This window comes from Bradyrhizobium sp. CCBAU 11434, from assembly GCF_028128895.1.
Classification (GTDB): domain Bacteria; phylum Pseudomonadota; class Alphaproteobacteria; order Rhizobiales; family Xanthobacteraceae; genus Bradyrhizobium; species Bradyrhizobium zhengyangense.
The window spans coordinates 65,771-88,142 of record NZ_LBJX01000086.1 but is presented as its reverse complement, the minus strand read 5'-3'; the positions used below and the strand labels follow the sequence as shown (position 1 = coordinate 88,142).

Sequence of the window (22,372 nt, the reverse complement as noted above, 5' to 3'; positions counted from 1 at the left end):
TTTCTTCGCTTTCCGATTATTCCCGGATGTATATCCAAATTCCCACAGCTCTAAAGGGGAAGAGCCGCAGGCGCCGCTCTGGTACACCCCCCGCGGCCGGCGCCGCGACGTTCCGCACGATCGGCGCGGCTCTTTTGAGGGCTCTAAGATGTCGCTCGTATAGGATCAAGCTTCCTGGCGTTCCTGCGGGCGAACATACCGTTCTGAAATCAATGTCATTCGAAGGATTGCGCCTTGAGACCGAACAGGCATATTTCCCAGCCCCAATGCTCCCGACTGCCGATCCAATTGCGGGTCAGAGCGCCGGGGGCGAATCGCCTGAAAGGTTCCAAGTTCGGAACTAGCGAAATGGTTCGCGACTGGCGGCGTACATGTGTTAGGAAATTTCTACCGTAGCTGGCGCATATTCTACTTAGATCCTCTTTTACTCAGCAATGTTTTGAGAAGTGGCCGCAGCAGGAGGACTGCTGCGGCGTTTTGCTGACAGCCGCTCCGGTCGAACGTCTTCCGTTCAATTGACAACTTTGTGGTTCGTTGCCGTTGGAGACAATACCTATGCCTGAAGAAAATTGCCTGATTGTCCGTGCTGCCGGCAGGCAACTGGACCTTTTGCGCGACGAAGCCTTTCGTATCGCAAAAGGTGCAAATGTTGGCTGGTGGACAGACCGCGCGCAGGTCGGCACTAAGTTCTGCTTTGAAGATGCCAAAGCAAAAGCGTCATTCGCGGCGGCCTGCAACAACCTCGGTATTCCGTACCGAGAAAACTAGTCAACGAAAAACCCGCCGGCCTCGACAGCCAGCGGGTTCTCAATGCCCATGCGTACCGCGGTACTCGTCACCAATCCGCGATGATCTATCGTAAGCCGGTATCGGTTGATGCCCGGTTACCGCTCGACACCGGAGGGTCATGAGCCGCTGCCGGTCTCGTTTTGGGGTCCTCCGCCTCGGCAACGCGATACTTTGCCGATCGCCCCCGCCGTGAGGGTCTCTGCCACAGGGATTCTGGCGAGACATGCATGTGCGGCGCGTGATGGCAGCGGTAGCTGGCGAAAGAGCAATGCGAGCTGGTAAGGGTTCGCACAATGGGCAACTGCAGGAAGAATTTCCCGCTTGTTCTGCTCGCTTGCCACCGCTGCCTCTGAAAGCGCTCGAGGCGAGCGTAAAACCGACTGACGTGTCCGACCTAGCCGTTCTCCAATTCTTCGGCAGTGGCTCCGTCGCCAACACGGGAGACTAATCGCCCCTCCTCTTCCGGTGACCAAGATCGACGCAAGCGGCTTTTCGTCAACGTGGCCTGTCCGAGCTTATGGGCGCGGGGGCGCGGGCCGACGCGATTTATCGAGAACTCGATTGGGTTGTTCAACCCGCGTCGCGTGCGGCGATCGACTAGGCTCAGATGCGCGGTTAAACCGCACCATCCAAGCGGCTAGATGGGCATAGCTCTGTCGAAGAGCGGTGCCAAACCCCGCAGGTACATCATCGTCGTCCATGCGACAAGAATAGCTCAGGGCAGTTTAGAAGACGTTGCCGACGGTCCGACGGTAGAGACATCATGAACATGCCACATCGCTGCATTCCGGCCGACAATTTGTACTGACCATCCAATGCTTTTGCAGATCTGAATCCTATGATCTGCGTGTTTATGCACCTCGCCTCCGAGCATGTTGCTCAAGCTGCTGTTTCAGCAATTGCTGCAGTGGGCTCCAACAAATTTCGCATAGATCGCGGACTTCATCCGGCATGACCTGCCGATCCCCATCGGCCCAATTGACACTGATATGAGCCCAACCAACACGATTATCCGCTTTCCGTAGGCAACAATCGCAGACGAACGTCGTCTCGGTGCTCATCACCCAACCTCCGGTTCGCTTAGCCGACAACACAGGCCGGTAGCCCAGGTTCCCGCAGAGGCAAGTGGGTTAATGCTCGCATCAGCGGTGCCGCAGACCATGCACATTCGGAGAGTGGGGCTCTTCGTGCTTCCCGGCCGCCGCTTCGGCCTCCTCGCCATGCCAGACGGCTATGTCGTGGAAACCAAGCGCCGGACCTAAAACGGCTGCCTATTTTTCCCGAGCTGATTCACATAGACAATTGCAATCAAGGAATGAGCGCGGCCTACTCACCGGTTCGCAGGAAGTGAGGGCTACGGTGAGTGAAAATGCGCTGCCACCAACAAACAGGTTTCTTATTCGTATGGGAGGCATGGGTTGGATGGTTTACGATCGAGAGCGTCGGGGCCCAGCGATAATCGGGACCGACTTAGCAGCTAATTTGACAAAGGAGCAGGCAGAGCGAGCGTACGAAGACCTTGTTGGCTCGGCGCACGACTCTGAATAGCTTTGAGCTGCGTGCTATTTCATACTGCGTCCGCCGCTTGTCCTGCTCGGGCTTTCAGGGCGGAGGGGACGAGTATGGACCGGCTAAAGGACGCGTTGGAGCACCTCGAAGCTCCTGTCTGCCCCAATGCCACATAAGCATGAGCTGGTTTCGATCCGAACCAGTGCGAGACACTTCGCCCGCCATAATCGCTCACCTCTTCGTCTGCCCGAACTGCAAGCGCGCTCAGCGGACTGACACTAAGGTTACACCCGTCCGCGTCCCGCCCGACAGGCTGGCGGCTCCCCGGTTTCGCGTGATCGCAGGGGGAGAAAGACAAGCTAGGGGCTTCTATTTGGGGGTCTGGGTGCAGCTCAGTCTTCAACCACGCCGCGCGCCCCCGTTAGCCATGCCATCACGGCCAGCGACGTGGCCGTGATGAAATGCCGAGTTTCGGCTAAGAGCACCATCCGACCAGAGCGTAACGAGAAAACGCTTCACCATGTTAATGCCGATGCAACGAGTATGGGGAAACTTGGCAATGCTCGCTTTGGTTAGCGTCAACTAAGCCTTTGCGGTAGACAAGAAGTCAGTCCTTGCACCGGGAAAGTCAGGCATCTCAGCCGAGCTTCTTCACTTCGGAAATCGTGAAGCAAAGAGCGCGGCGTAGCGGAGCTTGTTGAGGCACTGCGCTTGCGTCTCGCAAAAAGCGGCCCCAATTGGCTGGCGGGCAAAGTTGGGGCCGAGACTACGCGGGGACCAGCCTGATGGGGTCATGCTAGCCCATGCCCAGCGTGCACAGGGCTCGAGCGTTCTAGCGATATGGCAACAGATGTATGAGGTGGCGCGACCGGCTTGCGTCGGAACTTGGAACTAGAACTCCAAACACGTTTCCCAAAAGGAGGCCCCAACTCACGCGGTCTGAGTTGAGGCAAAAGCACAAGGAGCCAGCGAAGGGCATCGCTTCCCCGAAGCGAATAAAAAACCACAGGCTCTGCTCTGCAACAGCTCCCGCGGCGTGCGCCGCGCCAATGGGGCAAAAGCGCGACACGATAGCTTCGACTCCGGTCACTGGAGTTCTCACGTATGGCCTCGCCGTCGATCGCACCGAATGATCGCCTCGACAAAGACTTCTACCTGGTTCTGGAAGAGTTCGCGATGGCGCGGCCTTCGGGGAAGCGGACGAAGGGATCGACCACGCAACGTTAATCTCTGACCTCCTCGGAGGACAATACGACCAAGTCCTGCGCGTGGTCGCCTTCAATGCGGTCGAGGGCTGGTCGCGAGACGCGTCCTAAGACTCCCCACTGAGATCGAGCAACGGGTCGCTTTGGAAGGCTGCGACACCTCGGATGGCTTGAGGGATTTTGTTGAGAGCCAGCTCGGCCGACGTATCGGCGTGCAGCTGGCTCCGCCGCTGAGGATCTACTACAGGCCTTGCGCCAGCTTGAGGAGCAGAACGGCTACATATCGGCGACGCTGCTCGACCAGAACGGTGTTACTCCGAGCGCCTACTATTTTACGAAGCGCTTCGGTTCGCTTACGAATGGAAGGACCTTGGCGGACCTGCCACCCCGGACGGCCTCCGACGTCATGAAGGCCTCCTTGAAGCGGAAGGAGGAAGGCAGGGCGATCATTGGACGTCAGCCCAGACTTCAAGGCCATCGCGCCCGTCCATGGTATCGCTCAGAAGACATCCTGGTTGGACTGAAGCGGCTAGCGGAGCAAAAGGGCCGGGTTTCAGCCCGACTTATCGATGAGGACTCTGACCTGCCTTCGTGTGGCACGGTGGTTCGTCACTTCGGCTCACTCACGGCCGCCTACGAATTGATCAGCCTGGTGCGTCTTGCGGGAAAGCCAGTGCGGTTTGGCTTGCCGCCGAAGGCGAAGCAGTCGTGGCTGTGCCCTAGGCTTACACGACGAGCGGCGAAGCAGCCCTTTGCTGCGGTTAACCCGGACCTGTGGCTCAAAAAGTTGGTAACAGTGCCGCGAAAACCCCTGAAATCGCTTGAAGCGCGCAAGTTGCCCACTTCGTCGCACACCAATGATAAATCGAGAGTCTGATGGCCCTGCCGGGCTCACCAAAAAAGTCCGTAACTCATTCAGGCGCCATTTCGCCGGATCGGAATCACCGCACCAGATACGTGGGCTTTTCGTTCCCCAGCCGGATTTCGACTGGTGATTTTTTCCACGGCATCGGACAAATAATCGGGGTGGTGATGACCATAGGTGTTGAGCAACACCTCTAGCGACATTCCAAGATAGCCAGCTGCCTGCCAAGGGTCCGCACCTCTCTGCATGAGCCAAGTCGCAGCTGTGTGCCGCAAAGTGTGAGGGGAGATTCGCGGGCCGAGGCCTGCGAGCCTGACTGCACTCTTGAATGCAGTCTTGACTGACGTCACAGCCTTCCCATTGTACTCCACGAAATGCTTCGCCTCTGGACTAGCTCGGTGCCAGCGCCGCAGGTGCGCGAGCAAGCGCAAGGGGATCGGCACGGTGGGTTGCCGTTTGTTGGTTTTCGCGCTGCCCTGCTTCAGGCGGTAGTAGCGGCCGCGATCTAAGTCGACGTAAGAGCGACCAATCGCGGGAATGGGAGATGCAGCTGCGATAGCTCCAGCACGAGTTCCGCTGTAGATCCCCAACAAAATGAACCGTGCAAGATGGCGTAGCGGACGCTTGCTTGTCGGGACCTTCAGGTCGTCGGTCGGCCGACGCGAGCCCTTCTGCATTTCACGATAGCGCCAGCACGTCCAAATCAGTTTGGCCGCATCGCTGCGCGTCAGCCACTGGTCTCGAGGCTGGCCTCTCTCTGGTAGTGAGATCTTCACGATTTCCCGGTGAAATCCTTCGGCTGCATGGTGGCCAATCGCAGCTCGCAGGTCTTCAAGGTCTCGCCGAGCCCCTCCCTTCTTGCCGCGCTTCTTGGCATAGGACCGGCAGGCCTCCCCATTGACCTCGCCCAGCATTTTTGCCCCCCACCAGTCGTTCAGTCGTTCGATTCGCTTCTTGAACTTGCGGATATCCGGGGTGGTATCTTCGCTTTGGCTATCCACATTGAAGCGACTGCGAAGCTTGTCCAGTTGCGCATCCAAGTAGATCGAGAGGACATCCGCGATTGGAATATCGTCTATGTGGCGGATTCTTCGGTTCGGTGTGTGCTTGGATGTTATGTAGTCTTTTAGCTTTTCCTCCGCGGCCGCAATCTCATCTGCAGCGCAGCCTGTGCCGACATCCCGGCCGTTGTCTCTGATGATCCAGGTTGCTTGGTGGGTGATCTTTCCGCTCTTGTTTCGGCGGGCGGCCTTAAGCTGAAGTCTGGCGCCCTTGCTTCTTCGCGGCATAGCTCTCGCATCCGTCCGATATGAGCCAGCGTTGTAAATTCCTTGCCGGCAATCTTCTCAATAACCAATCGGTTACGATCGCGCTCGCGACGTAAGCCCGCGACCGTCATTCCTCCCAAAGGAAACGCGATCTTCACGGCATCAGCAAGGCGAAGAGGGGTATCGGGTGTAATTTCAGGTTGCGTTCGATTTGTCATCGACGCCTTATCGAATATTGTAGAGCGGAAGCTTACTCGTGCCGCAACATTCGTCGGGGAGACCTACTCCGTGGGCAAGCTCAGCCCCACCTCTATCGCGCACTCGAGCGTAAAATCGTACAAATAAGTAAAGACGACAACAGCGGTAGGGAATCAGTAAAGCTCACACTCGGGTCTCGGCACGATTCAACAAGGGGCCGTTCCGAATGAAACGTAAGGTGCTATGCTCTGGTCGAGGCAATTAGTTATGGATCCAAAGTTACGATCGAACCGATTACCACGCACGCCCTTCGATCTCAGCTTAGTGCGTTTGGACCAAGGAACTCGTTGACGATAAGGACGATCAAATGATCCCACCTCGCGGGATGTCAAAAGAGCAGGCCGCGGCCTACGCCGGTTATGAAACGCTATCAGCTTTCAACGACTGGATTCGGCGGGGGATCATGCCGGGACCCATTCCCGGAACACATCGGTGGGACAGGAAAGCTATAGATGCAGCATTTGACCGGCTGTCCGGGCTCAAGCCCACGGTTGAATCGCAACGGTCGCCTTATGACGAATGGAACGCCTCGCAAAATACGGATGCGCCGCGAGCGCATCTACACGTCTAAACGAAAAGCTCGCCGATGAAACGGAAAGACGCACTGCTTCGCGCGGTTGGGAGGTCCATGGATCGGATGGCGCAGCACCCGTCCAACTGAAAGTTCTCTTCCAAGGAGCAGGTCGTAAGTGGTTGATTTGTAGGCTTGGCACATGGCGCCTCGAACCTGGGACCTGCTGATTAAGAGACACCTTGCGACCCATTGATTTGTCAAGAGAATTTTTCCAACCGCGCCACGAAGGGGCGATTTGCGATCAATGGCTTACAGCGAGAAATCCAACTAGGAGCGCACGTGAACAGTTAGCAGTCCGGCGTTCAAAGCGTCGGGTGTTCGCAGCGCTATGAACGGTTCGCCACTCAATTCGAACCCTTGTTTTCAGATGCTCAGCTTCGTAGAAAGGCGTTGCTCAGTGCTCGACCTTTAGCGAATTTTAGCGCCGCTCAAGTCGCCTGGCAGTTTGGAGCACCAACTGGCCAAGGCCTGAAGTTCGGGAATGATACCACGCATCTGGGCAGCATCGGTCACCCCAAAGAGCATGTTATCGGCATCAGGCTGCACTCCGTAGACTTGTTCGAAGTCTGCCGCGCTCATTGTCACAAAGATGTAAGCATCTTCCGACACGAAGCGGCGCGCCACAAAATGCGCGACGAGGTTTCTCACTCGCCGATGCTCTTCGATCGCGTCGAAGGCAAACCTATGTCCCTCATTCCAAATTGGCGACGAGCGAAGTGCTTGAGCGGTCTTGTACATGTTCAGTTTAGCTGTTTTCCCGGCCCAGGGGGACGCGAGCATCCCGCCCCGATCCATAACGTCTAATGTGTATCGTAGCGCGAAATCGATACCGCAGTAAAACTGAATGATCCGGCCAAACAGGGCTAAATCCTCCTCCGTCGGCTTCGGCCACCCCATCACGTCTTGAGACGCGGTGGCGTGAACAATATCCCGCAAGAAGACAGTTCGCTCGGTCTCCTTTGACTGTGGAAGGGCCATAATGTCCTCTGCGCCCAATGCCAGTTAAGCGTTCAAAATTAGACGTCATAAATGACCATATCTTCGGCCGTTTGTTTCCCGGCTAGAAGTCGTTCGGCTCGCTGTTCCTTCGCTCGCGCTCCAATGCCAAGAACATACAGAAGCGAAACTGCACCGCCGAGAGGACCAGCCACATGTTCGAAGGCGGTTTGCGAGTCGGTGTAATGAGCCGCCACCTCGTTCAAGTCAGCCGCTATTGTCGAAACCGCTTTCTTGACGTCCTCTCGAGTGGCAGCCGCCAATGGCGTTGTCGCCTGTTCGAGGACAAGCTTCAAATCGCGATGCGCGATATGTCTATTGCGCCAATCGCGAGCAAACTCAGTGCGGTTGCCGGCTTCGTCGGCCAGCTTAGTCACGCGCTCCTTAAGCGCCGCATCATCGATAAGGTCCGGAAAAGCTTTGATCGTTAGGTTTGTGCGCCCGCCGCCCTTTCCTGGCGACTCTGCCGGATCAGTCAACCGGGCCAAGTGAAGTAAGGTTGTTTCCCACAGCCGGTCTTGAAGCAGTCGAAAGAAGCGCGAGGCCGTCGCGTTCATCGGATCAACTCGCGCGGTCTTCGCACCGAAGAGTTCAACATACTCATGCCAATCGAAATGCAATACCGCTACTTCCTGCCACAGAGCGGAATAGATTTCGCCCAGCTGGTTGCCCATCTTTTCAATGTTTGGGTTCTTTGCCTCTTCGGCAGTTTTAAACGTCATCGCGTCGACTCCCCTCAGACTAACTCATCGAGCATCTTGTACCCCAATTCCTCAACTGTCATGAAGGGTTGGCATTCGCACGTAAAACGCGAAATGCGCTGTGATCTCTCTGACCGAGTGCGTGATTAAAGGCTGAAAATGGCGCGCGTTAAATAATTATCCACGGTCGGCGACGATTGTGCCATGGCATGGCAGAGGGCTTCAAGGAGACGCCGTTCATGCTGGCGCGCCCGGATCGAAGCTCTTGGGGCGACCACCAAGACTCTACGGTCTTCGACCAAACGAAATGATCGTGGCAGGTTGCTGACGATCCGCTACAGTTCAGCCGACATCACTCCCGCTCCCACCATGACCGATGCGCAAGGCAAAATCAAAACATCTCCGCAAGCGTGCCGCGACGCCGCCGAAGCCTCCATGGAAGACCGCACAAGAGCAGAGAACGACGGCCTCAACAGACGACGCCCTGTCCGTGCTGCGAAAGCGGCTTGAGAAGGCGCTCGTCGGATTTTCGAGGCAAACGCCGGAAGGCTGGGAGCGCCGCGATCTCGCCAGTGCCATGAAGCCGTCGAGGGATGACTTCCCGGTTCCCGACCTTGTAAAATTTGCACTCGGACCGTGCACCTGTTTCCGACCTCCGGTCCGGAAGACAAAGTGTGTTGGATTGTTGATGTTTAACGGCGTGGAGGTGTCGTTAGAGCTCCGCAAGTTTGGATTTACAATATGCCATGCGGCAGGAGCTAAAGTCGACCTCAATCGCCTTTGCGGCCAACTGTGCCACGCCGTCGCGGTCACCGAGCAGTGGCTGGCGGCCCTCGCCCAGGAGCAGATTCAGGCAAATAACGTCACCATCGCGAACCGCAACACCGAATTCGACCGCCGCTATCGGTTCTTTCGTGAGCTCGCCGATAGTGCGTACAAGCGGGCCGCGAAAGCCCCACTGAAGAAGCCGAAGGCGAAAACCGCACTGTCGGAGATGGATGAAATCGCCGCGACGTTCGACGATATGATGGCCTCATGGCGGCACAATAGCCGCTTGAGTACGGAAGGCTTCTTTTATTCGGTCGCCATGGTCGATGCGTTTTACAGCCGGCTTGAGTATCAGCTTATCCTGCTCCGGGCCTTTCACGGCACGCCGCTAACCCAAGGCGAGCTGAAGGCGTTCCTGAGCCTTAACTGGGACGAAAAGATACGGACCTTCATCGATGTCGACGCCGACGCCGCGACGCAGAAGCTCTACAGCCAGCTCAAACAGCTAAAAGAGCGCGTTCGCAATCCATTTTCCCATGGCGGCGTCGAAAACGACGGCGGATCCCTGTTTGTACATGTGCCGTGGGCGCGCTGCCCGCGAACTTTACGAAATTCAGGCAAAGTATTCGCTTCAGCTTCTTTCCCGTCGAGAAGGAAGACCATGGCTCGGCTTGTGCGGTTTTCGATGCCGTAGTCGCCATGTTTCGCACGGGCCCGCTTTGGGGCCGCCTATAGTCTTCTTGAGGGTGGCGTTGATCCCTCGTTTGATGAAAGGAGCGTCGCCGAGTACGCCGCTGTCGTGGCCGATACGCCGGAGGAGCGCGAAGCCTATATGCATTATTGGCATGAGGAAAACGATCGGCACGCCAATATGGACAATTGATCCCGACGCGAGGATCATCTTTTCCCAGCTGGTCGTTTCCTTATGCTCTTCCGGTCGCTCGCGATGTGGGCGGTCGCGCTTAGCGCTTGCGTTCTTCTTTCTTCTGCGCCTCGGCGTAGGTCTGTTTTTCGACCTTGAACGCAACGTCGCCGATTTCCTCGGAGAGATCACTGATGAGCTGAACAAAAACGACGTTATCTAGGTTGGGCGCGTCATCAGGAGAGACCCGGTCACCTGATTCAGTGAGATCGCCGTCATATGCAACGGATCGGTGAAGCCTGAGTTGCTTTGGCCAACAAGGTGAATGTCGCGCTTGCTCTCGACCGTCCCCAGCAACGAAAGTGGCGGGCGATAGCCGCTATAGGTGCGCTGCGAGGCCCAGCGGTATCGTGGCCGCCAATGATCCAGCTTTACGGCCTTCTCGAGCTGAGCGCAGTTGGGCTTTGGATTTTTCAGAGCGACCGATGCCCACCCGTACTCATGGTACATCTCCTCGCCAAAACGCTGGGCAAAACCTTCGCATTGGTGTCGCATCGCTGCGAGCTCCTGCTCCGAGAAGGGCGTCATATTGGCTCGTTCGGCATGCTCGTTCAGTTGCCGCGCGGCGCGAAGGGCGGTGAATGGAAAGCTCGCGAGATAGCGGTGGGAGGTCTCGCTGTCATGCTGCTTGAGAAAGACCGCCATCACCGCAATCTCGTGAAGCGAGCGCCAGCGGATTAGTGCCCCGTCGGGGTAGCCGCCGTAAAGCAAGCACTGAATTTCGCGCGCGACGAGCAGCGCTCGCGCATGCAGAGACACCAGCGCATCGAATTGATAGTCCTTCGCGGCGACCGCATCAGGACGTTCGGTCTCGTTGAATTTTGAGCCAACTTCCTGGGATATGTTCCAGAGCAGCTCCAGAAGATCGAGCGGCTTGCGCCATCGCTTAAAATTTCTCTTCTCGAAACCTGCGTCCGATTTTCTGCCGCGCGCAAGAAGCTGAGGCTTTCTTCGCTTCAGATCCTTGCACATATCGCGCGCGACAGCTGGAATAAACTGCGACAGCAAGTTGGCCGAAGCCCTGGACAGTTAGATCAGGATGTTCCGAGGCCCCTTTCGATCATTTCTTCAAATATCTGTTCAAAAGTCTTCATGATTCAGGCCCCCACAGGCCGGCATCCTAACCGATTTGCAGCTGATAGTGGGATTATCGGGACCGACGACAACGGTCCTCAATTTCGGCAATGCCCCGAACAGCCCATGACAGGATCACAGAACGACTCGGCTATAAGTCGTGCTGCTGATGGCGCTCAAGAGAGTGATATTGTCATGTCCGAGATCCCGTCTCTGCCCCTGCCGACCTCCCTTCCGCGCGACGAGGCTATGCGATCGTGGGGACAAGCAGCCTCATCCTATGAGCCGGATATTTGGGAGTTCGAATACCGCGTCCATCGCTATCTCGGTCGCATGCCGGAAGCGGAATTGCGAGCTCGTTACGACGGGATTGCCCGGAATCTCCAAACCATTGTCAGTGATGATCGCAACGTCATCCCAATCAATTCATTCCTGAGTTCTTGGTACTGGTATCGCAAGGAACATCAGACTCGCTTTGAATTCTTCCTCCGAAACTTGCAATTTCATCGACCATTGCCTGTGATCGTGAGGCGCGACTTGAGTGCGGCGTCTGCCCGGCCCCGGAGTCCGAACGCGGGAGATGTGTTGTTTCGCTATGGCGAGCGAAAATGGCTGCAAGGTCTGGTAGATCTCGGGCGCCTACGCATGAAATCGGCCAAAGAATATGCCTTGATGGAGAAGGACCCGGCGCGACAGGACGACGAGCAGATCAAGCACTCCTATTCCCCGGGACAATACGTCACCATCACGATGACGGACGGGCGGGAGGCGCACCCGACCAGTGATCTCAAATACAGCACGTCGGGCACCGATTATTTCCTTTACTGCGTCTCGATGGATTGGGATCCGCATCTGTTCGACGATTTTTCTGGAACCGACTGCTGCGTCGTCATTAAGCATCCTGATGAATTCGCACGGCGCCTTGAACGTGCCGCCGCGAACCTACTCCCGGGCTGGTATTTTCATTATTGTCCCGTTGAATATTTCGATACGCATGAGCGTAGGCGCAACGAGCGCGTCGATAACGCAATGTCGAAGGATTTCCGGTTCGCCCACCAAAGGGAGTACCGCTTCATCTTTGCGGGATTCGGTAAGGCCGCCACCGGGTTCATTGAACTTGAGCTCGGTCCGTTGCACGACATTGCCGAGTTGCATATGCGGCCGTGACGTCTGTATCATATATTCTTTGGAGCGATTGCCGTGAAACTATTCCGGTCGTGACAGGCTGATACGCCGGGGCCGGTTGCCCGCTTCTTCGTGCGGGACACGCTGCTTGAAGCCATCGACGCGCTGACAGCGGACAGGGATATCGTCGAACCACTCGCGTCAGATCGATCGCGTGTCTCATAACCAAGCAGGTGTTTCGCCGCCCGAGAGGTTTGGAGCGTATTCCATTCCCAACGCAGCGAACTCGGCGGTGAGATCCGTTCTTAGGGCACTTCCGACCTCACCGGCGTAGTCTTTCGTGTTCGCGGATGCAAAGACGACAACTGACGCCAGGCCGCCTTGCGCAGCTCTGCCACTGCGGCGAGATAAGTCTTACAACGCAGTCCTTCATCGACTGCTTGCCCTTGCTTGCGGGCGTCCGAGCCTCGTTCAGCCGCTTGAATGCGCGGGACGTAATCTCGTCGGATTGAGGTACCGGGGTGACCGACGCGACGACGCGCTCCGCAATCACCTTCGATCGAGACACGTGATCATCATAATGGCTGACATCGGCCGCGCCATGCCCGCCAAGTGCGACATTAATCGCATCGAGACGTCTCAATCGCTCACGCAATTTCGAGAGCGCCCTCTCGGCCTCTTTCCCGACGGTCTTAACGTGCTCCATGAATTCTACCTGCACCTGTTCGGCAAGCAGACCCACGACCTGCGACGTCGATTGCATCGCGGACAGAATCGAAAGCGCAGCAAGCCGATCCGCTGGATTGGCGTTGTCCCGCGTCGGATCGCGCATGATGTCGAGGATAGTGCAGGTGTCGAGGCACAGCACCGCCGGGCCCCGCGTCACGATGTCGGAGACTGGAAGGCCATCACGCGCGCTGGGAATCGTAGGCTTTCAGCAAATCAAGCCCGAACTCATATTCAATGAGGAGCTTGAAGGCATGGTCCTCGTCCCACCCCTCCGCCTCCATCAACCAGCGGCGTAACCGTTCGCCGTCCGGTTTTTGCGCGCTGCGATGCGCCAGGATCAAAAAGCGGAGCCAGCGCTGTTGGTCGAGCGGATGCGATGAGCCGGTGGATTTGTTCGCCAAATCCGAGAAGGCTTCGAGCGCCTTAGCCGCCTCAGGCGAGACCCACTCTTCAAGGGACTGCCGGGGAGAAGAGTGTTCTACGACGAAGCCGGTCGACAAGGCTGCAGGTTTGGCGACCAGGCGTTCGAATTCTTGCAAGAGGCCATTGTATTGCGCGTAAGTAAGCCGGCCGAGCTCTCTTGGAACGATATTTGTAATCGTATACCCGCCTTCGCGAGACCAGAGCGTGAGCCTGGCCGCAGGCAGGCTCTTGTCGCTCTGCCGTTGAAAGACGAGGATATCGTCGCCGCGCGCCATGCGACTAAGGTCCTTCTCGGCGTCTATCCCACGCTCCCATGGCGTTGCCGCAGCAGCAATAAGCGCCTCCCGCAGCTCTGCACGCCTGGTTTCGGGACCAAGGATCGAGAGATCCTGAAAGACTTCGATCGCGTGTTTGTTGCTCATGTGTTTGGTCTCCGATCGAACTAGCTGATCAGGCTCGTTATGGCCTGCGGCGCGCCAATGAAGGCGTAAGGATTGAGGAACTGGCGGCGCCAAAACAAGTTTCGATCCACTTGTCCAAGCGCGGCTTCGTCACAAACCGCCGACCAGCGATCCTTGATGGTCTTGATTTGATGCACGACAATCGCAACGGCCTCCGCCTCGTTGAGAAGAAACGACGGCGCGCCTTTCAGGCAGAGCGCAATCTGACTGTGTCGATCCTGGCCCAATATAAGCATCGCTTGCGTCGCCTCGCCGCCCGTGCGGCTTTGCGGGCAAATATCATAGGCAGGTGTGAGCGTCAGATTCGTGCCGTCCCAGAAGGCTGCGTGATTTCGGGCATGGTCATCCGTGTTGCCGCAGAGCACGTTGAAGACAATGCGCGAAAACAACTCCCGTAGCGTCTCCTTGGGTTCGCTAAAACGGTGGCGGATGGTCGTGGCGAGCTGTTCGTAGCTGGCGTAACGGGCCATCATTTCGTCCAGCTCAAGCAATGTTAGGGCGGATACCATGGCCTTGCGGTACCATCCGCCGGTAGCCTTCGCACGATCGAAGCGCTCGATAAGGAGGATGTCCTTGCCCGCCACGCGTTGAAGGCTCACAGGCGCGACGCGAAGCCCGGCCGCCGCGGCTAAGCGCATTGCGATGAATTCCGCCTTCACAACGCTATAGAGGTCGGTTTGCGAAGAAAACTTCGCGATGAATTTCTTATCATCGGAGGCAATCGTCGCTTTTGGACGCGCCCCGCCGATGGAGCTACCGTGGAAAAGTGCCCGGTCGAGCTCGGGCGTCAGCGGCGTTCCTTCTTCGACGAGCGCCGCCGCATTTAAAAGCTCATCGAGAGAGGCGCCCTCGCCTTCACGCGCGACATAGGCGGAGGGCGAGGCTTGAAAATCGAGCGCGCCGATGCGATCCGACCCTGACTCGAGGAGAAAGGTCAGCTCGTCAAGTCTGCCCGCGTCAATGTCTTTCCCGCGGGCGCCGAACTTCCGATTGAGGATCACGCGCCGGCCCCAGGCATCGGGAGCAGCGTCGCGAATACAGCTGGGCATGTTCAGATCTGCAAGAAGCGGAAGGATACCGCTCCGCAGCGGCAATTCGGGCTGGTAAAGCGCAATGGCGTCCTTGCGCGCGAGATAGCTCCGTCCATAGTTGAACACGAGCTGTTCGCCACGCGCCGACAGAATGCCCGCAACAACCGGTTTCGTCTGGCCCGGTAGCCAAGTCCAGACATAGGCCTCGGTGAATTTGGGATCAGAAGTCATCCTTGACCTTTTCACCCCGCCGGGCACGAATGGATTTAGGCAGAAGCGTCATGACTTCGCGGTTGCTTTCGATCGCATGAGACATTGTCGCCTGCTCGACGTCGAACAGCCTGACGCCGACAATCGCAGCGACCTCAAAGACAGCGCCAATGGTGGATCGCGGGTCGCCTGCCTCTATGCGCCGCAGCAGCCCGCGCGAGATCCCGGCCCGCTCCGCGACATTGAGCGTGCTCATCTTCCGTTCGATGCGGGCCTTGCGCAGGAGCTGCCCAAGCAGCACCGCAGCATCGGCTGCATAGGCAGAAATGGGATGATAGACCTTGGCCATGGTTCATAACTAGATCGTCACGTCCTTCGTGGATCATATATAGACCAAGGCCACAGAAGCTTCAACTGGTTGATGCATAAAAAGATCAAATCAGCCCTTATGGTCCATTAATGGACCATACTTCAGAGAAATGTGGGAATTATCAAGGAGCTGGCGAGGACGCCATCAATCCCAGATCTCACTCGTCAAAGCTTCCCCACAGGAGATTTTGCCTCTGAAAGCGCGCCAGATTGCGGAATCGAGCTTGGGAACATAGCATGAACACAAGCGATTGAAAAACGTTCATGACAGACATAATCGGCGACTTTGAAACTGAGCCTGAGTTCGATCGGGGACCGAGCCGTATGTGGCTTGTCGAACTCGCCTTCTGGCGCCCTTCAACGTTGGGCGACGATGAAATGGAATCCCGCTTTCGGGACCGAGATGGAAGATGGAGCAGTCAAACCAAGGCTGCCGTTCTCAGACACGGTGCGAAGGGTCTCGACCTCAATCAGAATTGGGCTCTTGTCGAACAGAATTGGCTCTATCCCGTGTGCCGGCGCAGCAAAGTCGATATCTTCCGCCTTTCCAGTCGCGGTATCCTGCTCGCCAATTTGGAAGAGCATCACGATCACCTGCGGGATTATGTGGGGCGTCGAGGGCGCATGTTGTTCGGGGACCGCTGGACCGTGGATCTTCCCCCAGGATGTGGAGAAATAGCCGATACCGTCGAACACTTGGTATTCAGCTTCCCTCGCGAGCTCGTCTGCTCGGAATGTAATGCCGCCGACGGCAAGGCAAAGCTCATGATGAAGGGCGCCATTCCGGCGTATTTCAGTTTTTCGCCCGCTGAAATTCGCACGTTTATCGAGCCGGTTGCGAACGCGGACCACCGGATCCTCGAGGACCGCGTTGAAAAGGCCTGGCAAGCCTGCGCGCCCTCGCTAAATGCACGTATCGCTTTGATCGATCAAACGTTGAACATGATTCATTCCGGCGCGCTCTACCGGGAAAGAGGCACATCGTCCTTCCGGATGTCTCAACGTCAATTCGAGCCGCAATTCCAGCTTTACAAGGCTTTTCTTCGGGAAGCCGATCGTGACGAACGCGGTCGTGAGCTGACGCGAACGATGTCCGAATTCCTTGCCCGCTCGGTTCAAAAAGACTCGCTCGCCCTGACCCCGCGACCGCGGCGCGAGGCTCGTGCAGGCGCGGCCCCGACGGACAACGAGTATGCAGCCTATTGCGATGTCGTCTCGCCCCGGCGCTGGCGTGAGGCTAGTGAAGATTGGGCATGCCCCGTTTGCGGTCGAGGAAAACGGGCGCTCATTCGAAAATCGGGTAGTGGAAAATGGGCTGGCGGGATTCGGGAGCTGGTCGACCCCATTGAGGAAACGGATGCGATTGCGGTAAAACATCGGCGGCGAACTCTGCCCGGGTTCTCGCATGCCTTCATAATGAAAGGATCCCAATCGGTGCAGATCTGCTCGGATTGCGCCGACATCATCCCGCAGATCAAGTCGCGGCGTCGGGATTTGACCGACATTTACTTAAAGCTGGATGATCTGCGATCGTGCATTCAATCCGCAACGGCGCATCAACCGCATGAAGTGGATTGGGAAGAGGTCGCGCGCCGTGCACAGTCGAACCAAGCCATCGGATCAGCCTGGGATGCTTATTGGAAGCATCGATACCTCACGTCCCGCCTTCGCCATATCTTCCGGGTCTTCGCGAAGGAAGGCGGCGAGGCGCGCGGACTCGAAGAGGCAGCCGAAGAGCTGATGTTCGTTGCAGAGATTGACGAGCAATCCGAGGCCCTCCATCTGATCCGATGGTTTCTTCAGGAGGATGAGCATTTCGGTGGTGAGGAAGCGCGCCGCAAAGCCGAATATCATGCGCGGAAAGCAAACTGAACTTAGCGGGAACGCTGGTAAGAGTTGTCCATGCCATCAAGGAGGATTGCGTGAGCCTGAATGATCCCTCTCAGATTTTTTATGTTGCGAATGTGCGTGTGCCAGGCGGCGGAAACAACATCTCGCTGGACGAGGCCGATCTAGAGCGGTACCGCACCGATCCCGACGGCTTTGCTGCCGAGCAGTTTGGTCTGTCGAAGATCGAATATATTGAATGGGTGGAGGTAGACGGTACGCCTCTTTGCTCACATCGGACGAAAGCAGGCGATCTTTGCCGCAATGCAACGAGCCGCTCGCAACAATCCGCCCGCGCCTGGAAGGAAGCGCATCGAAAATTCCAATGCTCCTCTCACCGAGCCTGAGTCTACATGATGCGCTCGCATGCTTAGGCTGATAAGGGACTCACATCGTTGACCGCGAGTAGCCGATTATTCGGCAACTCGCGCGACGCGCGCGGTCATCCTGGACCTTGGTTCGATCCTGCGTGCGCGCTGCCTATTCCGCCAAATTATCCGGTGCGAAACTACAGGTGCATTGCAGCCGGAACCGGCTTCCCAGCGTGTTTTCCAGTTCAGCTGGACGATCGCCTGACTACTGCTGACAGCCAATCGCCACACCCGCAAGCGGAAGAGAGCGCAAAATGGCCGGCAATACGTGTCAGTCGTCTTTGTTTTCGATCAAGGGCATCTCCAAAGCAGGTATTTCCTGCAGTGCGTGCCCTGCTATGCCTTGAAGGTCGCCATACATTCCGACCGTCGAGTCGATGACAGCTTGAATCTGCGCTTCACGCTTAGCCCAAAGACGCATGGTCGTCTTCCGTTCGCGATTTAGGTCCTCTTGCATTTCAGAGAACCGTTCAACGATGGCTTCGACGCGATGGCGGAACCGGGGGCCAGTCAGATACTGGTACACGAGCTCCGTTTTGGTTTGCTGCCCATCCTGAGACAATCGGGCGGCAGCGAGCTCGATCAAGGATTGACGTAGTACAGCGGCCACAGGGAGCACGAACCGAGGGTGCGCAACCCAAATGCCCTCCATCAATTCGAAGCTCTCAACTCCCTTCGGCAAGACCTCAGATATGAGTAGCGCCAGCTCCGCCTTCGCGGATCGCCGATCTCCGCGCAGCTTTGGCAGCCAGGAATCACTCCAATTCTTGGTTCGTTTTGTCTCCCATAAAATTGCGCCGCAGGCCTGCCCCATCGGGCCGACCACGCGTTGTAACAAGTCACCCCCGAACTCGCCTTTAGCGACGGGCTCGAGCACATCAAGCGGAAATCGCCCTCCCAAGAGAGCCTCCAGCTGCAATTCAAGGACCTCACCCTGCAACTGTTGAGACCCCTGCTCGGCTCTGCGCCTTAACTCCTCAATCTGCCGCTGCATCGACAGGATCTGTTCTTCCTTCTCAGACACCTTCAGCCGAAGACCGTCTTCGGCGTCTTTTTTGGCTTGCTCGCGAATCGCGCCAAGTGCTTCCCGAACTCGCTTCTCGACAGAAAGCTCGAGTTCGCGCTTGGCATCGTCAAGCTCGCGCTGCTTGCGCAACAACTCGACCTGAGCGGCCTGCGCCTGGGCTAACCTTGTATCTCGTTGGGCGAGCACATCTTTGAGCTCTGCTATTTCCTTTGCCTGAGCTTCCATATCCATTGTTAAAGCCAGTTTGGCCTTGCGCGCTTCGTCCTGCACAATCGCTTGACGCTGGATCTGCAGCTTTTCTGCGACCAAGCTGTCGACGCTTTCCTGCGCTTGCTTGACCGCTGCCTGTTCGGCGCGAAGTTCCGCCTCGCGCTTAGACAGCGCGGCGTCCTTGTCGGCAATTTTCTGCTCATACTCACGTCTCGTTGCTGCGATCAGAGGCGCGGCGAGCGATTCGGTGAGCTTGATTTCAGTACGACAGCTGGGACAGGTTATCGTGGCATCGAGAGTCATGCGCGCTCGGACGGATAGTTGTCCCTAATGTTGGCATTAAAGTAGACGCCATGAGAATTAGCCGCCATCAGCCGCTCGTATTCAAATGCTGGGACATTGTAGTAGCGATACACGCCGCCCTTGAACTCGACCTCAAGGGTCGAACTATCTTCATCATAGCCCACCGAAATCAGATTGGTCGAATTTACCGGTTGACGCTCCATTATCTACTTTCCTTTTTTTCCATTCTTCCATTTTGGATTCTGCGCGCGCCAGGGGCCGCTCAGATTCACGTAGTCTTCCTTTACTCTCGGCTTGGCCCAGGCCTGCGCAACTCGCGGATCTTCACTGCTTGGCCTCGCATCTTCAGGCGGCAATGTTATGCGGCAACGAATTGGCAGCTTCGCCGCCTCTCCGGCAATGATGCCTTCACCGGTGCGCAGAACTGGCAGGCTATCCATAAGGCCGCTGAGGCTATCAGGCAGGGCGGATTGAACTTTGTTGCGATCGCCTGTGTTGGAGAGCCGTAGCGCAATAAAGGTCCCACATTGGGAAAGGATGGTGTCGTCGATTTCTGACGGCCGTTGACTGACAATCATGGCGCCGACACCAAACTTGCGTCCCTCCTTGACGATACGCTGAACCATCGCCTTCGCGGGACCATCAGCATCCTTGCCCAGATATCGGTGCGCCTCCTCCATAACGACGAGTAAAGGTCGCTGACGGCCGCCTTCAGGGGTTTCTCGTCCCCAAAACAGCGCTTCATACAGAATATTGAGAATGCCGCCGACAAGGTGATGGAGGACACCGCTTGGTATGCCCGAGAGGTCAAGAATGCTGATAGGCTTCTCCGTGCCAAGCCAGCTTTCCAGTAACTCCGGCAGATCCTTCTTTGCCTCCCCGCTAAGAGCTGGCTCCCAGTCTCCGGGATGAAGCATGAAGTCGTACTGACGGTCGAGCAATCTCGATTTCATTTGATCGAGCTGCCGCCGAATTGAGAGGACACCTGTTTTGTTTGCGAAGGGCGTCGTATTACCTGGACCCGGCAAGGGATAGATCGGAGCGGTCAGCTTCTCTGCGTCACCCGCCTTCTGCAATGCAGAATTGACTTGCGTGTTCTCCTTCCACGTCTTTATTTCCGGATCTATCAAATCAAACCATAGCTGCTTCAAACTAAACGGAACCGGGGAGTCGAACGTAAGCGAGTTGACGTCGATGCCGTCAAACTTTCTATCCTTGGCCAGTTGCAGTTTCTTTGCAAAAACCTTGTCTGTAATGGCGGTAAAGGCCGGGTCACTGAGCTTTCCCATCATAAAAGCCAGCAATTCAGTCGTGTCCGTGGCCCAGTACGGAATGAGTAACGGTTTTTCGTCGCCGGACGGGGAGACACGAAAGACGTGCGCGATGTTTTTCAGCGCAGTCGCATACTCCCCATGAATATCGAGGAGCAGAATGCGCGTGCTTGGAAACCCGCTCTTGCCGCTCGGCGAATTGATGGCGCGGAGAAGACTCGCGATTGTTGTCGATTTTCCGGAGCCGGTCGACCCAAGCACGGCGCTGTGTCGGGTCACCAGACGGTCTAAGTCGATGCGAACTGGGATGCTCTCAGCTCCTGCGAGCCTACCGATGATGACTTGGCCCATTTCGGCCGTACCATAGATCTTCGCGAGATCGTCCTCGGTGACAAGATGCACCTCATCGTTGATCGCCGGGTACTGGCTGATACCGCGTTCGAAAGTTGTATCGACAATCTCTCCCACAAGCTGGATCGTCGTCCATCGTTCTCCGCGCGAGTTCAAGTTCTTCGCGGCTTCGGGTGTCGCCGTCGCACCGACCTCTGCGATGATGCCGTAGAGATCATGGTAGCCTTGCGGGATCCGAACGAAACTACCGACCTGGCCAACGCGATAGCTGCGTCCACCAATGATGGCTATGCCGGATGCCACGCCCTCGAACTGACGGACGCTGATGGTCGCGCCCGAAACCGCGCCAACATGCCCAAGTAGGGTCGGTGCAATCATGCGGTCGCTCCGCTCGCTATTGCCGGAGCAGCAGCGCCGCCAGGTACGATTGCAGCGGGCGTGGCAGTGAGAGCTTGCATCGAACGTGATGCTGCGAAGAACCGGCCGAAGGCCTCAATCGCGCCCAACGTAAAGCGAGCCGGCCCACCCGAGGCCGGAGCCGACCAATAGGTTGCTCTAATCGGTCCCCAGTCTTTGCTGGGAAGTTCGGTCGAGACCTGCCAAGGCCCCTCGATGCCGTTTACCACCGCCTTGTCGGGAGCATAGACGCTCAGATTGGGACGGCGCCTTGCTAGGTCGCAAGCGGCAACCTCATCGGCAAGGGACTTATATTGAAAGGCGAAGACGCTTGCCGAAGGATTGGCCGCCAGACCTTCATCTATACGAGCTGATACATGCGCATCCGCGTAGGAAAACCCAATTGAAATGAGGAGCGTGTCGGGGGTCGCCAAGAAAGCGCGCAAACGATCAAACAACGCTGCATAGGGCGCTTTTTGAGTCTGATCGTACTTGAGATGCTCTGGAAAGACCAAATGGGTCGCCGCGTTACTGCCGGTTCGGATCACTTCGTCCTTGCCGCTCGCCTTCCAGCCGAGAGAACCATGCAGCTTCCAAAGTCTTGTCCACCGCGGCGGAAGGTCATTCCCGGCGACAGATACGGGATCGAAAAACGGCTCTCGTCCACCCGTAAACCCGTCGAAATAAGGGGCACGAACCGCCTCAAAGGCCTCCTCGAAAAGCAGATCGTAGTTCGTGGTGAATATCTCAACGGGATGATCGCGAGAGATCCCCGTGATCCAGTTGACGAGATCACTGTAGGCGCTTCCGTTCGTCGGAAGCCGCACATTCACGATCTTTCCGATCTCGGCGCAGATGTCCTCACCAAAGGCTTTGAAGCCGCCACCATCGAGGCCATGTATCTTTGACTTTCCGATGACTTTGCTAAGAGAGCGGATTCGTGACAGAATCGTTTCAATGTCATGCTTGTCCAACTCAGCCTTGAGTGAGCTAATTTGGCTGCCATATTTGGGCGTCAGCGTATCAAGAACGAGCTTCGTGAGCCCTTCGACGGCAGGAATGAGAGGATAGCTGCCGTCGTCCTTAGCGGTGCCCGCCCCTGCGCCCGCGCCGACTAAAAGGCCGATGCGTTTTCTTCCCTGCGCAACGATAGTCCGCAACGCGGCCATGTACTGGTCAGGATTATGTATGCTGATGCTCAAAGCGGCTCCCGTCGTACAATTTCTACGAGTATTCTATTTCAGAGCCACTGATATCACGCAATCGATTTTAAGCTGAT

The 22,372-nt window shown here is 56.8% G+C and carries 19 protein-coding genes; 7 read left to right on the top strand and 12 right to left on the bottom strand.

All coding sequences use genetic code 11. From position 1 onward, the window contains the following. Positions 1-555 precede the first annotated feature (555 nt). The gene (locus tag XI06_RS19900; RefSeq protein ID WP_271606240.1) at positions 556-768 is read left to right on the top strand and encodes a hypothetical protein; all 213 of its coding nucleotides are present in this window, start codon (positions 556-558) and stop codon (positions 766-768) included. Positions 769-3,753: 2,985 nt separating this feature from the next. Then, the gene (locus tag XI06_RS19895) at positions 3,754-4,380 is read left to right on the top strand and encodes a hypothetical protein (protein WP_271606239.1); all 627 of its coding nucleotides are present in this window, start codon (positions 3,754-3,756) and stop codon (positions 4,378-4,380) included. Between the two features lie 38 nt (positions 4,381-4,418). Here XI06_RS19895 and XI06_RS19890 read toward each other — a convergent pair whose 3' ends face one another. The 3 genes from XI06_RS19890 to XI06_RS19880 form a co-directional block, all read right to left on the bottom strand. Then, positions 4,419-5,657 carry a tyrosine-type recombinase/integrase gene (locus tag XI06_RS19890; RefSeq protein ID WP_271606238.1) on the bottom strand — a complete coding sequence of 413 codons (1,239 nt, stop codon included), beginning with the start codon at positions 5,655-5,657 and terminating at the stop codon, positions 4,419-4,421. A 1,219-nt stretch (positions 5,658-6,876) separates the two neighbouring features. Then, positions 6,877-7,446 carry a hypothetical protein gene (locus XI06_RS19885; RefSeq protein ID WP_271606237.1) on the bottom strand — a complete coding sequence of 190 codons (570 nt, stop codon included), beginning with the start codon at positions 7,444-7,446 and terminating at the stop codon, positions 6,877-6,879. Between the two features lie 38 nt (positions 7,447-7,484). Next, positions 7,485-8,186: an AbiU2 domain-containing protein gene (locus XI06_RS19880; protein WP_271606236.1), complete on the bottom strand. Its 702-nt coding sequence runs from the start codon at positions 8,184-8,186 to the stop codon at positions 7,485-7,487. A gap of 355 nt (positions 8,187-8,541) precedes the next feature. Here XI06_RS19880 and XI06_RS19875 point away from each other — a divergent pair, with 355 nt between their 5' ends. Both XI06_RS19875 and XI06_RS19870 read left to right on the top strand, forming a co-directional pair. Further along, a complete protein-coding gene (locus XI06_RS19875) occupies positions 8,542-9,627 on the top strand; it encodes a hypothetical protein (RefSeq protein ID WP_271606235.1) in 1,086 nt (361 codons plus the stop codon). A 151-nt stretch (positions 9,628-9,778) separates the two neighbouring features. Next, entirely contained in the window at positions 9,779-10,018 is a 240-nt protein-coding gene (locus XI06_RS19870; protein WP_271606234.1) for a hypothetical protein, read from the top strand. On the opposite strand, the gene XI06_RS19865 is transcribed toward XI06_RS19870, so the two are convergent. After that, entirely contained in the window at positions 10,015-10,863 is an 849-nt protein-coding gene (locus tag XI06_RS19865; protein WP_271606233.1) for a DUF5677 domain-containing protein, read from the bottom strand. The two genes, XI06_RS19870 and XI06_RS19865, sit on opposite strands and share 4 nt — an antisense overlap. Before the next feature lie 261 nt (positions 10,864-11,124). On the opposite strand from XI06_RS19865, the gene XI06_RS19860 reads away from it, so the two are divergent. Then, positions 11,125-12,096 carry a hypothetical protein gene (locus tag XI06_RS19860; RefSeq protein WP_271606232.1) on the top strand — a complete coding sequence of 324 codons (972 nt, stop codon included), beginning with the start codon at positions 11,125-11,127 and terminating at the stop codon, positions 12,094-12,096. A gap of 280 nt (positions 12,097-12,376) precedes the next feature. Here the strand turns inward: XI06_RS19860 and XI06_RS19855 are convergent, their stop codons facing one another. Genes XI06_RS19855 through XI06_RS19840 form a run of 4 tightly spaced genes read right to left on the bottom strand, consistent with a single transcriptional unit; the run spans position 12,377 to position 15,257 of the window. After that, a complete protein-coding gene (locus XI06_RS19855; protein WP_271606231.1) occupies positions 12,377-12,922 on the bottom strand; it encodes a hypothetical protein in 546 nt (181 codons plus the stop codon). Between the two features lie 40 nt (positions 12,923-12,962). Further along, positions 12,963-13,628 (bottom strand): hypothetical protein, encoded by a 666-nt coding sequence (locus XI06_RS19850; protein WP_271606230.1) that lies wholly within the window; start codon positions 13,626-13,628, stop codon positions 12,963-12,965. Between the two features lie 20 nt (positions 13,629-13,648). Further along, positions 13,649-14,929, bottom strand: a complete 1,281-nt coding sequence (locus XI06_RS19845) for a type II toxin-antitoxin system HipA family toxin (RefSeq protein WP_271606229.1) — start codon at positions 14,927-14,929, stop codon at positions 13,649-13,651. Continuing rightward, a complete protein-coding gene (locus XI06_RS19840) occupies positions 14,919-15,257 on the bottom strand; it encodes a helix-turn-helix transcriptional regulator (RefSeq protein WP_271606228.1) in 339 nt (112 codons plus the stop codon). The genes XI06_RS19845 and XI06_RS19840 overlap by 11 nt, the downstream gene beginning before the upstream one ends. 284 nt (positions 15,258-15,541) lie before the next feature. On the opposite strand from XI06_RS19840, the gene XI06_RS19835 reads away from it, so the two are divergent. Continuing rightward, positions 15,542-17,149 (top strand): hypothetical protein, encoded by a 1,608-nt coding sequence (locus XI06_RS19835; RefSeq protein ID WP_271606227.1) that lies wholly within the window; start codon positions 15,542-15,544, stop codon positions 17,147-17,149. A 50-nt stretch (positions 17,150-17,199) separates the two neighbouring features. Beyond that, positions 17,200-17,511, top strand: a complete 312-nt coding sequence (locus tag XI06_RS19830) for a hypothetical protein (RefSeq protein WP_271606226.1) — start codon at positions 17,200-17,202, stop codon at positions 17,509-17,511. A 295-nt stretch (positions 17,512-17,806) separates the two neighbouring features. Here the strand turns inward: XI06_RS19830 and XI06_RS19825 are convergent, their stop codons facing one another. The 4 genes from XI06_RS19825 to XI06_RS19810 are packed head-to-tail and all read right to left on the bottom strand — an operon-like array spanning position 17,807 to position 22,295. Beyond that, positions 17,807-19,075, bottom strand: coding sequence for a DUF2130 domain-containing protein (locus XI06_RS19825; protein WP_271606225.1), 1,269 nt, complete (start codon positions 19,073-19,075; stop codon positions 17,807-17,809). Next, on the bottom strand, positions 19,072-19,278 hold the full coding sequence (locus XI06_RS19820) for a KTSC domain-containing protein (protein ID WP_271606224.1): 207 nt from the start codon (positions 19,276-19,278) through the stop codon (positions 19,072-19,074). The genes XI06_RS19825 and XI06_RS19820 overlap by 4 nt, the downstream gene beginning before the upstream one ends. Positions 19,279-19,281: 3 nt before the next feature. Next, entirely contained in the window at positions 19,282-21,075 is a 1,794-nt protein-coding gene (locus tag XI06_RS19815) for an ATP-binding protein (RefSeq protein WP_271606223.1), read from the bottom strand. Beyond that, complete coding sequence (locus XI06_RS19810; RefSeq protein WP_271606222.1) at positions 21,072-22,295, bottom strand: SIR2 family protein; 1,224 nt, start codon at positions 22,293-22,295, stop codon at positions 21,072-21,074. Before XI06_RS19810 ends, XI06_RS19815 begins: the two co-directional genes overlap by 4 nt. Positions 22,296-22,372 lie beyond the last annotated feature (77 nt).

Excerpts from the sequence above, each read along its gene's own strand:
- XI06_RS19900 (WP_271606240.1), top strand. The coding sequence starts at position 556 with ATGCCTGAAGAAAATTGCCTGATTGTCCGTGCTGCCGGCAGGCAACTG.
- XI06_RS19890 (WP_271606238.1), bottom strand. The coding sequence starts at position 5,657 with ATGCCGCGAAGAAGCAAGGGCGCCAGACTTCAGCTTAAGGCCGCCCGC.
- XI06_RS19885 (WP_271606237.1), bottom strand. The coding sequence starts at position 7,446 with ATGGCCCTTCCACAGTCAAAGGAGACCGAGCGAACTGTCTTCTTGCGG.
- XI06_RS19880 (WP_271606236.1), bottom strand. The coding sequence starts at position 8,186 with ATGACGTTTAAAACTGCCGAAGAGGCAAAGAACCCAAACATTGAAAAG.
- XI06_RS19875 (WP_271606235.1), top strand. The coding sequence starts at position 8,542 with ATGCGCAAGGCAAAATCAAAACATCTCCGCAAGCGTGCCGCGACGCCG.
- XI06_RS19870 (WP_271606234.1), top strand. The coding sequence starts at position 9,779 with ATGAGGAAAACGATCGGCACGCCAATATGGACAATTGATCCCGACGCG.
- XI06_RS19860 (WP_271606232.1), top strand. The coding sequence starts at position 11,125 with ATGTCCGAGATCCCGTCTCTGCCCCTGCCGACCTCCCTTCCGCGCGAC.
- XI06_RS19850 (WP_271606230.1), bottom strand. The coding sequence starts at position 13,628 with ATGAGCAACAAACACGCGATCGAAGTCTTTCAGGATCTCTCGATCCTT.
- XI06_RS19845 (WP_271606229.1), bottom strand. The coding sequence starts at position 14,929 with ATGACTTCTGATCCCAAATTCACCGAGGCCTATGTCTGGACTTGGCTA.
- XI06_RS19840 (WP_271606228.1), bottom strand. The coding sequence starts at position 15,257 with ATGGCCAAGGTCTATCATCCCATTTCTGCCTATGCAGCCGATGCTGCG.
- XI06_RS19835 (WP_271606227.1), top strand. The coding sequence starts at position 15,542 with ATGACAGACATAATCGGCGACTTTGAAACTGAGCCTGAGTTCGATCGG.
- XI06_RS19825 (WP_271606225.1), bottom strand. The coding sequence starts at position 19,075 with ATGACTCTCGATGCCACGATAACCTGTCCCAGCTGTCGTACTGAAATC.
- XI06_RS19820 (WP_271606224.1), bottom strand. The coding sequence starts at position 19,278 with ATGGAGCGTCAACCGGTAAATTCGACCAATCTGATTTCGGTGGGCTAT.
- XI06_RS19815 (WP_271606223.1), bottom strand. The coding sequence starts at position 21,075 with ATGATTGCACCGACCCTACTTGGGCATGTTGGCGCGGTTTCGGGCGCG.